General features: G+C 39.6%; 12 protein-coding genes. 4 read left to right on the top strand and 8 right to left on the bottom strand.

Going from position 1 to position 15,421, the window contains the following annotated elements; genetic code table 11:
• Positions 1-115: 115 nt before the first annotated feature.
• From EES38_RS13345 to EES38_RS13320, 6 genes are all read right to left on the bottom strand, one after another.
• Positions 116-1,168, bottom strand: a complete 1,053-nt coding sequence (locus EES38_RS13345; RefSeq protein WP_124937705.1) for a LacI family DNA-binding transcriptional regulator — start codon at positions 1,166-1,168, stop codon at positions 116-118.
• Between the two features lie 416 nt (positions 1,169-1,584).
• Entirely contained in the window at positions 1,585-3,081 is a 1,497-nt protein-coding gene (locus EES38_RS13340; protein ID WP_124937704.1) for a sugar porter family MFS transporter, read from the bottom strand.
• Between the two features lie 890 nt (positions 3,082-3,971).
• Positions 3,972-5,453, bottom strand: coding sequence for a sugar porter family MFS transporter (locus tag EES38_RS13335; RefSeq protein WP_124937703.1), 1,482 nt, complete (start codon positions 5,451-5,453; stop codon positions 3,972-3,974).
• Between the two features lie 116 nt (positions 5,454-5,569).
• Positions 5,570-6,577, bottom strand: a complete 1,008-nt coding sequence (locus EES38_RS13330) for a Gfo/Idh/MocA family oxidoreductase (protein ID WP_124937702.1) — start codon at positions 6,575-6,577, stop codon at positions 5,570-5,572.
• 486 nt (positions 6,578-7,063) lie between these two features.
• Positions 7,064-7,921: a MurR/RpiR family transcriptional regulator gene (locus EES38_RS13325; RefSeq protein ID WP_124937701.1), complete on the bottom strand. Its 858-nt coding sequence runs from the start codon at positions 7,919-7,921 to the stop codon at positions 7,064-7,066.
• 80 nt (positions 7,922-8,001) lie between these two features.
• Entirely contained in the window at positions 8,002-9,174 is a 1,173-nt protein-coding gene (locus EES38_RS13320; RefSeq protein WP_124937700.1) for an iron-containing alcohol dehydrogenase, read from the bottom strand.
• Positions 9,175-9,485: 311 nt separating this feature from the next.
• Here EES38_RS13320 and EES38_RS13315 point away from each other — a divergent pair, with 311 nt between their 5' ends.
• Positions 9,486-10,859 carry a GntP family permease gene (locus tag EES38_RS13315; protein WP_124937699.1) on the top strand — a complete coding sequence of 458 codons (1,374 nt, stop codon included), beginning with the start codon at positions 9,486-9,488 and terminating at the stop codon, positions 10,857-10,859.
• A gap of 213 nt (positions 10,860-11,072) precedes the next feature.
• On the top strand, positions 11,073-11,900 hold the full coding sequence (locus EES38_RS13310) for a MurR/RpiR family transcriptional regulator (protein WP_124937698.1): 828 nt from the start codon (positions 11,073-11,075) through the stop codon (positions 11,898-11,900).
• 74 nt (positions 11,901-11,974) lie between these two features.
• Here the strand turns inward: EES38_RS13310 and EES38_RS13305 are convergent, their stop codons facing one another.
• A complete protein-coding gene (locus tag EES38_RS13305; protein ID WP_439333256.1) occupies positions 11,975-12,868 on the bottom strand; it encodes a DMT family transporter in 894 nt (297 codons plus the stop codon).
• A gap of 191 nt (positions 12,869-13,059) precedes the next feature.
• Here EES38_RS13305 and EES38_RS13300 point away from each other — a divergent pair, with 191 nt between their 5' ends.
• The gene (locus EES38_RS13300) at positions 13,060-13,557 is read left to right on the top strand and encodes a GNAT family N-acetyltransferase (RefSeq protein ID WP_124937696.1); all 498 of its coding nucleotides are present in this window, start codon (positions 13,060-13,062) and stop codon (positions 13,555-13,557) included.
• On the opposite strand, the gene yjeH is transcribed toward EES38_RS13300, so the two are convergent.
• Entirely contained in the window at positions 13,552-14,811 is a 1,260-nt protein-coding gene (gene yjeH / locus EES38_RS13295) for an L-methionine/branched-chain amino acid transporter (RefSeq protein WP_124937695.1), read from the bottom strand. The two genes, EES38_RS13300 and yjeH, sit on opposite strands and share 6 nt — an antisense overlap.
• A gap of 160 nt (positions 14,812-14,971) precedes the next feature.
• On the opposite strand from yjeH, the gene EES38_RS22325 reads away from it, so the two are divergent.
• Entirely contained in the window at positions 14,972-15,406 is a 435-nt protein-coding gene (locus tag EES38_RS22325; protein ID WP_208020445.1) for an Lrp/AsnC family transcriptional regulator, read from the top strand.
• The last annotated feature ends 15 nt before the right edge of the window (positions 15,407-15,421 follow it).

Below are 15,421 nucleotides of genomic sequence, written 5' to 3'. Positions count from 1 at the left end.
CTTTTTTCTTGGCGAAGAGAATCTTATTTTGTCGCGATAACTATGACACAAAAGGGCGGTGATGCTTTATAAGTATTACCGCCCTTTATATGGAATGCTCGATGGTTTTAAGCGACTATATGCAATTCTCGCTGCAGAATATTTCTACTGGAATGTCATGTGCAGCTGGCGTGTACTTATCTTTGTTATTGTGAATGTCTATCGCTGCTTTGATGAACTGCTGTGAAAGTGCAGGTCTTCTACATGACATTACTATATCGAGTGTACCGTCTCTCAATGCTTCTGCTGTTACTTCAGTAAGCTCATTACACACAACGGTTACTTTCTGAGGGAGCTTATTGAACCTCAATGCTTCTATCACACCTTCGATACCACCACCGGCACAATATATGGCCACAATATCCGGATAACGGCTGAGTAACTCCTCTGTAGCTTGTTTAGCAAGTTCGGAGTTTTCTAGGCTCACAACAGCATCGACGATATTGAGATCGTGACATTTTTCGCGAATATAGGTTCTAAAACCAACTTCATATGTCTCTTGGCACAGATAACGATGACTACCAATGATGAGGCCAACAGGCCCAGCAGATTTTGTCAGGTTACCAATATACCATCCAGCCGTTCTGCCTAGTTTACGTGCATCTACGCCGATGTGTGTTGTCACGTAAGGAGAACTGACTTCACTGAGCAACGTAAAGACGGAAACACCTTGCTCTGAGACTGCTTTAATAGTGTCATTAATTTGAGGGTGATCTGCAGAAACAATTCCAATGACGTGACAGTAACTCGCCATTCGGGTAATTGCTTCACACATCGAACTGTTGGACAAGTCATCTAGATAGCATATTTCAAGTCGACAACGTCCCTGGAATAGCTCGTTTGCTTGCTTGAGTTCTTCGCCAAGTAAACGATAGAAAGGTTTATCTTTACCCTGCAGAATCACACCAGCGACGCAAACTCTGACATTGTTGACTAGTGAGTCGTGAATTAGACGAGTCGCACGAAAGTTTAGCTCTTTTGCAGCTTGCAATACTTTCTTAGTCGTTTTCTCACTTACGATTGCTCTGCCATTGATTACTCGGTCTACTGTTGCAACACTGACGTTCGCAAGTTCAGCGACATCTGCAATCGTGGATCTTTTTGTCGACGAGTTATCTTTGTTGACCATTTTTTACCCCGTAGCTGAGAACTCTAACATATTGAAATGACGGAGAGTTAATATGAAATATTTATGTCTAGTATCAAGGAAAATTGAAATCAAGAGAAGTTGGAAAGGCGAATAAACGGGATGCTGTCACATAATATCTTGAGAGAGTTAACTTTTCCTCAAAATTATATCGGGGAGATGATTTTTGTGTTGAATTAGCATATTAGTAATGATGGGGTGCATTGAAGACAATTTATTTTTGAGCTTAAATAGACATATTTATAGCGTGGTTAAAGTTTGTTCGTAGCAATAAGTAATATCTTGAATCTTACTTTTCAGACGCAAGATAACGTTTTGAAAATAGGAATTAAGATGACTGTAGCTCAATAAAAAAACAGAGGCATATAAACCTCTGTTTTTTGTTTGGTGAATAGTGATTAGAATTTAACGCTATTCATATTTTCTGATGCTTTTCTCTCTTTATCGCCATTATGTTTAGCCATAAAGTGGTCTTCCATTTTTTCTAGTGAAATACCATTTGTTTCTGGTAGGTAACGACGTACGAAGAAGAAAGAAACTAACATGAAGAATGCAAATACCCACATAGGGAACGCACCTTTGAAGTGTTCATTCAACCATGCATTGTCGTTCATTACTGGGAATAGTAAACCGATTAGGAAGTTACTTACCCAAAGAGCACCGATTGCAAATGACATACCTAGAGCACGATAACGGTTAGGGAAGATTTCTGAAACTACAATCCATGCACCTAAGCTCCAAGAGAACGCGAAACAAATCATGAACGCCATCATACCAAGTAGAGTCCAGTAGCCAGCTTGGATAGCCGCTTCACCAGTAAGACCTGCTGATTGGTAGATGAAGTACGAAGTTAAAAGAAGACCTGCACACGCACCGATTGAACCAATTTTAAGTAGAGGAACACGACCAACTTTGTCCATAAGTAGAGAACCGATGAAGGTACCCACTAACTGAATTACACCAACCCAGATTGTTAAGAACAGAGCGACTTCGTTGTTACCAGTTACTTTTTCTAGAACAACTGGAGCGAAGTACATGATTACGTTAACACCACTCGCTTGTTGGAAGATTACGATTGCAGCACCAACAAATACAAAGAGCCAGAATTTGCGTTCTTTATGAACTTTAAGTTGAGAAAGTTCGTCTTGGTTTTGTTTTTCTTCGTGTAGTGAGCGACGGATGTCTTCAACTACTTGTGGTGCGTAAGCTTCATTAAAGATACGACCCAATACTTTTTTCGCTTCATCAAAACGACCCATCATAACCAACCAACGTGGAGATTCTGGAATGAAGAAAGACGCGATTACGAATAGTACACAAGGAATAGCTTCAGAACCGATCATGATACGCCAGCCAACAGTGTTCAACCATTCTTGAGTCATACCTTTTGCGATTAAGAAGTTAACAACGAAGATAACTACTTGACCGAATACGATGGCAAAGTTTTGAGAACTTAGTGCGCGACCACGAATTTTTTTAGGTGATACTTCTGACATGTACATTGGAGATACAGAAGATGCGATACCTACTGCAACGCCACCAATCATGCGGTACACGATGAACCAGAAGAAAGAGCTTACTACAGCAGCACCGATTGCAGAGATTGTGAATAAAATTGCAGCAAGAATCAGTGCTTTTTTACGCCCCCAGGCACCAGCGATACGTCCTGACATGAACGCACCAATGATACAACCGATCGCGACGTTAGATACTGCCCAACCAACGCCAATTGGACTTAATTCAAAGAAGTTTTGGATAGGACCGATAGCACCTGAAATTACCGCTGTATCGTAACCTAATAATAAACCACCTAGTGCAGCAACAGCACAAATTACTAATATGTATCTTAGGTTGTAGCCTTTATTTACTACACCTGCATCTATATTATTGGACATAAAGCCTCCGGATAGACTCGACTTGATTTTATTGTTAGTTAAGTAGGGTTTTGTATTTATTTAAAAATCTATTCTTTTGACATATGGTTTTATAAATTAAATCTTAATGACCCATTTCTCCTTAATTAATATTTATATTAGTTAGTGGAACATGCATTTTAATTTACTTTCTTATCGATGAATAAATTCTACTTGCTAAATGAAAATACAAATGTGAGTTTGGTCTCCAAAACTGATCTGAGTCAATTTTCCTTTCAAAAATGAAAAAATTTATCATTTTGTTTGATGCGTATTATCATGATGTAAGCATTTTGTGATCTTAATTCTTTTGTTTATTTTATTTTTTTAATTATTTCAGTTAGTTATGATAAAGAGTTTAATTTTTACTCATGATAGATTCTATCATTTTTATGTGACTTGTGTCATTTTGAGGTTTTAGAGTGAAAAGTGACCTATCTATGGCGAAAAATTTAAATTAATGTTAACGAGGTTCTGTGATCTTGAGCATAGTTGCGTTAAAACAGTATTTTATTAGTCAACAAAGTGCTTTTAAGACATCGATCACAAGCACCTGGCCTGCGTTGCAATGATAGATTATGAAAGTTGGACATGAGTGGAAAGTAGCACCAAATGCGACGTGAGATAGGTTTTAAGTAAACAGTGTCTAAAATTAATAATTTTCATCGTTGAAATATCATGGACTGGATGTTCTAGTTGCGGAAGATTTACAAGGAATTAGAAGAGGTGGCTTTGTACAATTTGAATGATGTAATTTTATATAAATATACTCATAAATAGTTAGTATTAAAATTTTTCTATGATTAATTAATATACGAATTAAAAAGGCCAGCTTATTAGCTGGCCTTTTGAGTTTTTATGTAGTTTAAAAATTAGCTTTCAGCATTAGCTGTAGAGTATTTCTTGTTGCGACTTTCTTGTTTCGCCATGACATGCGCTTCCATTTTCTCCAAAGATATGCCATTTGTTTCTGGGACATAACGGCGTAGGAAGAAGAAAGAAAGTAGCATAAAGAAGGCAAATACCCACATAGGGAAAGCACCTTTAAAATGCTCATTTAAATATGCATTGTCATTCATAACGGGGAACGCAACACCAATGATGAAGTTAGTTACCCAAAGACCGCCTATTGCGAACGACATACCTAATGCACGGTAACGGTTAGGGAAGATTTCAGATACGATAATCCAGGCACCAAGACTCCAAGAGAATGCGAAGCAAATCATGAATGCCATCATTCCAAACAGTGTCCAGTAACCCATTGTAATGGCAGCTTCACCTTCAAGACCTGCAGATTGGTAAATAAAGTACGACGTTAGAAGAAGACCTAGCATCGCACCAATTGAGCCCAGTTTCATCAGCGGTAGACGACCAACTTTATCCATCAACATCGAACCGATGAATGTACCTACAAGCTGGATAACACCAACCCAGATAGTTAAGAACAATGCAACTTCGTTGTTACCAGTTACTTTCTCTAGTACCACAGGTGCAAAGTACATGATTACGTTAACGCCACTTGCCTGCTGGAAGAATACAATCATGCCGGCAATAAAAACAAAGAGCCAGAATTTACGTTCTTTGTGCACTTCCAACTTAGAAACTTCTTTACGATTTTGCTCTTCAGCAATAATTGCATTTTCAATGTCTTTTACGACTTGTGGTGCGTATTCTTTATTGAAGATACCAGCTAACACTTTTTGCGCTTCTTCTTTACGGTTTACCATTACCAACCAACGAGGTGATTCTGGAATAAAGAAAGATGCAAGGACGAAGATAGCACATGGTATAGCTTCAGAGCCGATCATGATACGCCAGCCAACAGTGTTCATCCATTCATGAGTCATACCTTTTGCTATCAAAAAGTTAACGATGAAGATTACAACCTGACCGAATACGATGGCAAAGTTTTGTGAGCTAAGGGCACGGCCACGAATCTGTTTAGGAGAGACTTCTGACATGTACATTGGTGAAACAGATGATGCGATACCTACTGCTAAGCCACCAATCATACGATATACGATAAACCAGAAAAATGAAGATACAAGTGCAGCGCCAATAGCCGAGATAGTAAACAAAACGGCGGCGAGGATTAGTGCTTTTTTACGTCCCCATGCCGCCGCTATTTTACCTGATGCAAATGCGCCTATTATGCACCCGATTGCAACGTTAGACACCGCCCAACCAACACCCCAAGGGCTAAGGTCAAAGAAGTTTTGAATAGGACCAATGGCCCCTGATATTACTGCAGTATCATAGCCTAGTAACAGACCACCTAGTGCGGCAACACCACATATAACGAGTATATATCTCAAGTTATACGATTTGTTTAATTGCGTTATGTTATTGGACATAAAGCCTCCGGATAGACTTTTGGTTTTGAACTAGAATGTAGGGAAAAGATAGGAGTGCAATTTAGTAGCAAAGGGCATTTTGCCTTGCACTCCTCAAATAGTAATTATTTATTTAATTATTTGTAGAAAGCAGGAGTTTCTGGGATTGCAATTGGTTCGATCTGACCAGAATATTTTGCTTTAACACAAGCATCGATGGTTACAGCTACACAGTAACCATCCCACGCTGTAGGACCAACTAGTTTGTCTGCGTGAACTGAATCAATCCACTCTTGGAATTCAGTGTCGAATGCATCGAAGAAACGGTCTTTCCAATCTACAAAGATTTCTTTCTCTAATTTAGCTGCTGTACGAACAACAGTTGTCGCTGGATCAGGAAGTGCTGCAACGCCTTTTTCACCAGTGATTTGACATTGAATGTCATAGCCGTATTGACAGAATACAAAGCTTTGAACTGATACGTGCACGCCAGATTTAGTGCGTAGAAGCACAACGTGTGGGTCTTGTAATTCAGGCTCAGAAGAGATAGAAGTTTTCTTAGGTAGAATAACCTGTGCACTTGCCCAGTCTTCTTCAAGAAGCCATCTTAGTACGTCAGCTTCGTGAACGATTGAGTCAGTGATCGCCATATCACCTTTAAATCCAGGTGCTTCTGGAGCATGGTGCCATGCGTTCAGAGTTAGCGGTTCGCCGATAACTTTTTGGTCAAGAACTGCTTTAAGTTGACGGTATGATTTATCATAACGACGCATGAAACCAACTTGAACTAGTTTTTTACCAGCAGCGATTTCAGCATCAACGATTTTACGACAACCTTCTTCAGTTACTGCAAGTGGTTTTTCACAGAAAACGTATTTGCCAGCAGCGATAGCAGCTAGAACGAATTCTTCGTGAGTTGGACCCCAAGAAGCAACAACAACTGCATCAACGATATCAGAGTTGATTAGGTCTACACCGTTATCGAAAACTTCTGCTTCGATGTTTTCTTTAGCTAACCATTCACGCACTTGATCGTTATTAACGTCAGAAACTGCAGTTACATGGGCACCTGTAAGATAGTTAACGCGTTTGACGTGTTCTTTACCGATACCGCCAACACCTACAACACCTACTCTTAAAGTCATGATGTTCTTCCTTCTTATGTATTATTTTCTAGGAACCGTCATTTTATATAGGGACAGTACGATTCCGACTGGTGATTTGAGACAAACTCATAATCTGGAAGTGATTCTATCTTTTGCACTCGATTGCAAATGTGAACCATATCTTTAAATGCTATTTTGATCTTCTTTTATATCATTTATTGCATTTTAAGTTCATGAAATTGATAGATTTTATCATTGTTGACTTGGATCGCGTTTTGAAGGGATTAAGAAGGGGATTAAAGTGATTTGTATCACAATGAATAGATAATCATATTGATACAGATCACTTTTTTGTTTGGTTAGAAAAGGTAGATGAAAGGTGGTATATCTTGTTATGAAAGATTTTTTGAGAGAATTTGCAATAAAATTGAGTTGCAAATTTATAATTTCAGGAGGAATGGCAGAACAAAACTATCTTGAATTTTTAAATTTCCCTCATTTAAATGAGAGGAGTTATCAATTAGCTTAAATGTATTGGTTCATTTGCGATAGCTCTTCAGTAATATACTTTTGAGCAATAGCCACTGAAAGTGTTTGAACCAGGCATTGAGTGGCCGATAAGGAACGGAACACATCGAAAATGCTTGCTTCTTTTATGACGAAGCTGACATCACTGTGTTGTGTTAACTGATTGATATGTTGATCTGTAATGACTATTTGTTTGATATTTCGTTCACTGGCCTGAAGCATCGTATTGATTGCTTCATCAGAATAGGGTGAAAAACTGATAGCAAAAATTAAGTCGTTCTCATCATACATTTCTACTTGGTCTGTCAACATCCCACCTAAACCATTTGCAATCAGAGCACGACAACCGAGATGGCTCAGAGCGTAAGTTAGATAAGATGCAATACCAAAAGAGCGCCCATTACCGACAACGTAAATGTTTTTGGCGTTTTGGATTAGCTCAATCGCTTTATCTAATTCCTCTGGTGTTATATCGAGGAGAAGATTACTCAGTGATTTGGCATTGTAGTGAGCGAACTCTTGTAAAATTTGTGTTGGTGATTGCTTTTTATAGTGTTCGCCGCGTAATTGTCGGTAGACTTGCAATCGTTCACTATAGTTACTGGTCTCTTCAAGCGTATGTTCACGGAACAAAACTTTCATTTCATTGAAGTTCTTAAACCCAAATGATTTAGAAAAGCGAGTGATTGCGGAAGGGGGGACATCTGCTTCTCGAGAAATACTTGCCAACGTATTAAAAGCAATAGTGTTTTTATTCTCCAATAGATATTTGGCCACCTGTTGTAACCTGGTGCTCAGTTCGTTATATCTTAAATGAATTTGATGCTGCAGATGTTTGAAACTGGTCACGGCCATATTCATACCCACTATTGTAAATACAAAAGCTACCTACTGCATTGTTAAGCAGTAGGTAGAGATTTGTCTTTTAGCAAAAATTACTTGGCGCCTTCAGCCCAAACTTGTTTGTAGAGTTCGACCATTTCATCGATAGATGGTACGCGAGGGTTATTGCCTGGAGAGCCAGAAGCTAGAGCCTGCTCAGCCATAGTAGGTAGAAGATCCATATACTCTTTTTCGTTGATGCCGTAAGCATAAGGAGTAGGAACTTGAAGTTCTTCATTCAATGCGCGAAGTTCAGACACGAGCTTGGTACAAGCGATCTCATTGCTATCTGCTAATGTTGAAATTCCTAGAGCACGAGCACAATCTGCATAACGGTCTTCACTACCTTCAATTGAATACTCAGTAAGAATTGGAAGTAGCATCGCGTTAGATAAGCCATGCGGTACATGGAAAAACGCACCAATTGGACGGCTCATACCATGGACAAGCGCTACAGAAGCGTTAGAAAAAGCCATTCCTGCAAGAGACGCACCTAGCATCATAGCTTCGCGAGCACTTTCATTACTTGGCTCATGGTAGGCAAGTCTTAAGTTTTGGCCGATTAACTTCATTGCATTTAACGCTTGCAATGAAGAAAACGCGTTTTTCTTCTGGCTAACGTAAGCTTCAATTGCGTGAGTTAACGCATCGAGACCACAGTCTGCAGTTACGCGTGGTGGTAGAGATACAGTCAGCTCGTAATCGATTAGTGCAGCTGTTGGCATGAAGCCAAGTCCAGCGCACATCATTTTTTCACCTTTCTCGTCATCTGTGATAACGGTTACTCGAGTGTTTTCTGAACCTGTACCTGCAGTAGTTGGGATAGCAATAATAGGAAGACCGGCTTCACTCACGTCACGAGGGAATTTGTAGTCGCGAACAACGCCACCAAATTTACCTACGATAGAGATAGCTTTAGCACTGTCGATTGGGCTACCGCCGCCTAAAGCAATGATTGAGTCGAAGCCACCTTCGCGAACCATTTTTACACCAGCTTCAATTGAGCTTGCTGTTGGTTCTGGAATGGTTTCGGAGAAAATGCTTGGTGTGATACCAGCTGCTTTTAATGCATTTTCCAATTTTTCAGCATAGCCAAGCTGAACCATCATTTTATCGGTAACGATTAGAGGTTTAGAGACATTTAAGGTTTTTAACACCGCAGGTGCTTGCAAAGATGCACCTTTACCTATCTCCATAATTCTAGGAAGTATTACTCGGGCACTCATTCTTATACTCCATTTAGTTTATGAAATTTTGATTTCATTATGCTACCACTTTAACTCATTTTGTTTCAATTTGTAAAATGAATATTTCATTACCTCTAAACTGTGATCGTGTTAAAGATTTTACCTCAAAATTGACTAAAATCAACAGTATAACAGGATGTTGTTAATGTGTTATACAGATTTAACAACTGAATTTTATAATCTGGAGCACACTTTTATCCGCGAAATATAAGTTTTTCTTTGTAACTAATGAAATGAATGTTTCAATTATCAATAGATTTATTGAGAGTATTATTCATAGGGGAATTAACGTGGATTTAGGAATATTTGGCATATTGCTATCTTTAGTTCTGCTGATGTATCTTGCCTACAAGGGTATGTCAGTTATTTGGTTAGCACCGATTCTCGCACTGGTTGCAGCAATGTTTTCTGCAGGTTCGCATCTTATGGCGAGCTATACAGAAGTGTTTATGTCCAGTGCGGCTAATTACGTAAAACTGTATTTTCCAGCATTTTTGTTGGGAGCGGTATTCGGTAAAGTAATGGATGTCTCCGGAGCAGCAAAAAGCATCGCAACGGTGATTACTAAGAAGGTAGGTTCCAAAAACTCGATACTTGCTGTTGTTTTAGCAGTTACGGTTTTAACCTACGGTGGTGTATCGATGTTTGTGGTCGTATTTGCTGTCTATCCTATTGCAGCAGAGATCTTTCGCAAAAATGATGTGCCGAAACGCCTGATACCAGGGACAATTGCTCTTGGTTCATTTACCTTTACTATGACGGCATTGCCTGGATCGCCACAGATTCAAAATACTATCGCTATGCCATTCTTTGGAACAACAGCGTATGCGGCACCTTTGTTAGGTATTGCAGCTTCGCTTGTCATGTTCGGTTTAGGTATGTTGTGGCTAAAACGTAGAGAAGCGACCGCTCGTGCAAATGGCGAAGGTTACGGAATGCACGTTGAATCATCAATAGAAGATGATGGACAGGAAGTTCCGTCAGCTATGCTGTCGTTTATACCTATCTTTATTGTTTTGGTCTTAAACTTTCTTATTGTTACCTTTTACTACCCAAACGCTGATACGAGTTATCTGAGTGATTTTGGTGTTGATCTCCAATCCGTGAAAGGAATGTGGAGTTTGATTCTTGCTCTTACTACAGCAATTATCGTGGCATTGATTCTGTTCAGAAAAAATATTCCGAATATCCGAGAAGCTATCAATGATGGGAGTATCAGTTCGATAATGCCTATCATGAATACGGCTGCGGCGGTAGGCTTTGGTAACGTAATCAAATCATTATCAGCATTTATGCTGGTTAAATCGATGATCTTGTCTATTCCGGGAACCCCATTGCTTTCATTTGCTATTTCGACAAGTTTGTTAGCGGGGATCACTGGTTCAGCATCTGGTGGGCTAAGTATTGCGCTAGATGCGCTTGGTGACGTCTACATTCATCAAGCGGAAACACTGGGGATTAGTTTGCAGACACTGCACCGTATTGCCGCTGTAGCTTGTGGTGGGTTGGACTCTCTTCCACACAATGGCGCCGTCATTACACTATTAGGTATTTGTGGATTGACTCATAAAGATTCATATAAAGACATCTTTATGTGTACGTTGTTATTCCCAGTCGTAGCAACGCTCGTTGTTGTCGTTTTAGGTTCATACGGTATCGTATAAGTCTATTCCTCATACTATGGCATAAATGGCACTCTCAAGAGTGCCATTTTTCTTTCTGTTAGACTCTAGTGGTTAAATGTTGCTCACATTTGAGTTGGTTATCATAAATTATTTTACAAAGTGTGAAATGAACTTTGTATTTTGATGAAAAAAATATTTCAACATGGTTGTTAAATTAAATAGAATATTCATTAGGTGTTAATGGAGTTTATTATGGCTACGGCAACCAGTTTAACTGAATTACAAGATCAGATACGCTCAAATTATGGTGATTTGAGTAAACGACTACAGCAAGTTGCTGCATATGTTCTTGATAACAAGAACAATATTGCGTTCGAAACTGTTTCTGTAATCGCTAAAGATGCTGGAGTACCTCCCTCGACATTAATTCGATTCGCGAGTGCATTCGATTTCTCTGGCTTCAATGAAATGAAGCAATTGTTTCGTAATAGTCTTTTAGAAGAAACATCAAACTACACTGATCGAATCAGGTTACTTAAAGAACTTGATGGAGAAATGTCACAGCGTGCAACACCGATGGATATTTTAAGAGAATTTGCCCGTTCAAATAGTAATTCAATGCAGCAGCTTGCAACGCAAACACCGCATGAATTATTAGATGGCGCGATTCAATTGCTTAATGCAGCAGAAAATATTTACATTGTTGGTCTTGGCCGGTCATTTAGCATTTCCTCTTATCTTACCTATGCGTTTCGTCATCTAAATAAAAGAGCATTTCTCATTGATGGATTAGGCGGGATGTTCAGAGAGCAACTGAGCATGGTTGGCCCAAAAGACGTCGTTATCGCTATTTCGTTTTCTCCTTACTCGAAAGAGACGACAACTATCAGCGATATTTTGGCTAAATCAGGAACAAAACAAATTATCATCACCGATAGTCAGATTAGTCCTTTGGCTTCGTTCAGTGATATTTGCTTTGTGGTAAAAGAAGCTAAGGTAGACGCATTTCGGTCTCAGGCTGCTTCATTCTGTCTGGCACAGACGCTTGCTGTTTCTCTCGCATTTGGTGAGCAGCACTAATCGTAAAAACAAAACGTTATCATAGAAAAAGCGAAGCTCTCACTTCGCTTTTTTTATTGGAAACACGCGCTATTTTAAACGCGATGGGTATTGCCAAATACTTGGGATATTTTTCCCCATCCTCTGTATAAAATCAGAGAAATGAGAATAAGGGTACAGCCGATGATTTTATTGGCAGCAGTATGTTCACCATACCAGAGTACGCTGAAAATGACGGTCCAAACAGGTTCTAAAATCATGATTAGTGCTGCATTAGAGGAAGTCGTATTTTTTTGTCCGGTAATTTGAATAAAGAATCTAGCACAAGTCGCTGGGAGAACACTGGCAGCAAACCATAACCATGTCGTTGTACTAATTGTTTCTGGCCAGGTTTCAACAAATCCCGACAACAAAAGTGCAAAGACCCCAGTAAAAAAGAACTGCACGCAAGTTAATACCGCCGTTGGTATCCATTTCGAAACATGGCTGTTGGCAATAAATTGAAAGGAAATCATCAGAGCCGCGCAAAGAAACACAAACTGAGATCCTTGTAATGTCCAACCTCCGCCATTAAGAGATAGCATAAACATACCAAGTGCCGCTATTGGTAGTGAACACCAGAAAGCGATATTTGGCCTATCTCTAAATATTAACCAGCTACACAAGGGGACGAATAGCATTGACAGGCTCATAATAAATGCCCCAGAGCCTAACTCAGTTGTAATCGAAACGGCATAGATCCAAAGAGATAGCGCACCTCCCTGAAGTAAGCCAATAAATGCGCCCATTCCCAAATGTCCCTTGGGTACCTTTATCATCGTGGAAAGACACATTGGCAAGAGAACAAAGGCTGAAACAGCAAACCTTAAACCTATGAAAGCAAAAGGTGGCATTTCTTGAATCGTTTCTTTGGAGAAGATCCACCCAATCCCCGCTAGAAAAGTAGCGAGAACGAGCATGAGATCAGCACTGCGATTTTTTAACATAATAACTCTGATTATATTTTTTGATTAGATGCGGGGTTTCTTGGGCGGTGATAATTCTACTGGAGATTCTATTCCTATGAAATATTTATTTCTTTTTCAAGCCAGTTGAAAGCCTGCTATTTGATCAATCGCTGGTTTAAGCCATGTTTATGGTATCCTTAGGCATTATTCACGAATTTTGAGAACAACATTGCATGTCAAAAGTCACAACCTATTATCTTGAAATGCTCTCTTCAGCGGAACTCAAAGCAAAGGAGAATAGCCAGCAATTAGTCGTGCAGGAATGTGAGATCGATAGTTGGCAAGTCAACCGTTTTTTATATCAGTACGTTGGTCAGGCTTGGCAGTGGAATGATAAATTGAGTTGGAATGACGCTCAATGGCTTGAGTATGTGGCACAACCTTCAATGAGAACGTGGATAGGCTATTGGAAAGGTTCTATTGCCGGGTATTTTGAGTTGCAAATGGATGATGAAGGCAGTGTTGAAATAAATTATTTCGGTTTGGCTTCCCAATTTATTGGCAAAGGCTTAGGGGGATACTTTTTATCTCAAGCGATTGAAAAAGCGTGGTCGTTTAATGGAGTGAAACGTGTGTGGGTCCATACATGCAGTCTTGATCATCCCCAAGCACTGAGCAATTATCAGGCTCGGGGACTCCGTCTATACCGTGAAGAGATTGAAGATTTATAATTCTGCTTGCTGAGAGGTTGGCGTAGACTTTTTAAAAGGTAACGCGAACAGTATAAATGATGCTAAAGCATACATTGCAGACCAGCCCAAGCATATAAATACGATAGTGCAGAACACTAATGCTATCAAAGCTAAGAGTTTGGCCAATCCGCTTAGTAAGCGTACGGCACTAAACATGGCCAAAAGGTAGATCAACACAAATATGCCGTTGGCCATTTTCAAAAACTGCTCTAACCTTATACCTGAAATCTCTCCGATATAAAAAGATAGCGCTATAATGCCCATAACCAAATAGGTTGAGTTTGCTGGCACACCTCTAGACGAAAGATGAGTTAGTGCATTGTTAGGTTTGTACTCTCGTGCTTGGGACCATACCATTCTAGCAAAGCTTTGCACATAAAGATTAATACTGGCAAAGCAGGCAAAAAATCCAATCACACTCACTATCACTGAAATTTGGCCACCAAAGATTTTTTCGCTTAGCCAGGGAATCGACGTATTTTCGAATTCAGAGCTACCATAAGCGCCATACTTCAAAACAATGACTGTACACGCCCAATAAATAACACCGGCAACTAGGCAACCAATAATAATAGCAATGGGAAAATCTCTGGCGGGATTTTTAAACTCTTCCCCCATATGAGCAAAGGCTTCTATACCAACAAAGCACCAAAACATCACACCTAAAGCCGAGGATATTGCTGGTATCGCATTCTGTGAGAAATCAGGAAGAACGGCATCTAACGGTACTACATCGCCTTTGAACCAAAGTCCAAATATAAGCAGCATGATTCCAAGTGCAATGAAGGTCTGTAGTCGACCACTTGACTTTGAGCCCATTAAATTTACGAGCAGCAGAAGCAGCATAGTTAGCGAACCTGCTATAGCTGGAGTACTTATTGGATTAGGAAGTAATTGTTGAAGAAAACCGCCAGCCAAAGAGACGGCGGCAGGAATACCAACGGGTATCACACTGAGGAAAAGCCAGGCAACCGATTTTTCCAGGCGAACGTTAAATGCTTTTTTTACAAAGTAAGAGGTACCGCCCGCATTCGGATATTTTTTTCCAAGCCTAGCAAACGTAAGAGCAATGGGACAGACGCATATAAATAGCAAAATCCACGCAGTTAATGTTTGTCTACCTGCAATCGTTGCTGCTACAGCGGGAATCATGAAAAGACCGGTTCCCATCAATGTGGTTGAAAGCTGGGCAATGCCAGAGACCAAGGTTATTTCTTTTTTTAATTCGTTCATTACGATCTTGGCTAGTCGGGATAAGTTGCGTTGAATATTAGCGGTTCTGTGATATTCATGCACTAATCATATCGTCATATTCACTAGCCATTTTGTCTAAGTTAATTCAAAATAAGAGACAGTTTGCTTATGGACTGAATTGAAAGGAAATTTTGTATTAATGAGGGACAAATTTGATCAACATATCCTCGAATTACTTCAGCAAAATGCAAGGATATCGGTAAGTGACTTAGCCAAGACAGTCAATTTATCCAGGACAGCGGTTACTGCAAGATTAAAGCGATTAGAGCAAAGCGGTATCATTTCTGGTTATAAAGCAATTATCAATGATAAGGCCGATCAAGATGTGATTTGCGCCTATCTTGCTTTGAAGTTTGATACTTCAACTAGTAAGTCAACATTTGAAGATTATTCCAAGCAACTAAAGCAAATCAGCGGTATATTGCATTGTTACGGTATCAGCGGTGAAACCGATTTGATGGTCTATGTGGAAGTCGAGTCCATGAAGCATCTCTATCAAATTCATGATCAACTGAATCAGCTTAAACATATGCGTCAGGTCGTTACCCATATGGTAATCAGGCAGTTTTTTTAATAATCAATGATCTAA

Origin of the sequence: Vibrio viridaestus (assembly GCF_003856525.1) — a bacterium.
Lineage (GTDB): Bacteria > Pseudomonadota > Gammaproteobacteria > Enterobacterales > Vibrionaceae > Vibrio > Vibrio viridaestus.
This window is presented reverse-complemented; position numbering and strand designations above follow the sequence as displayed.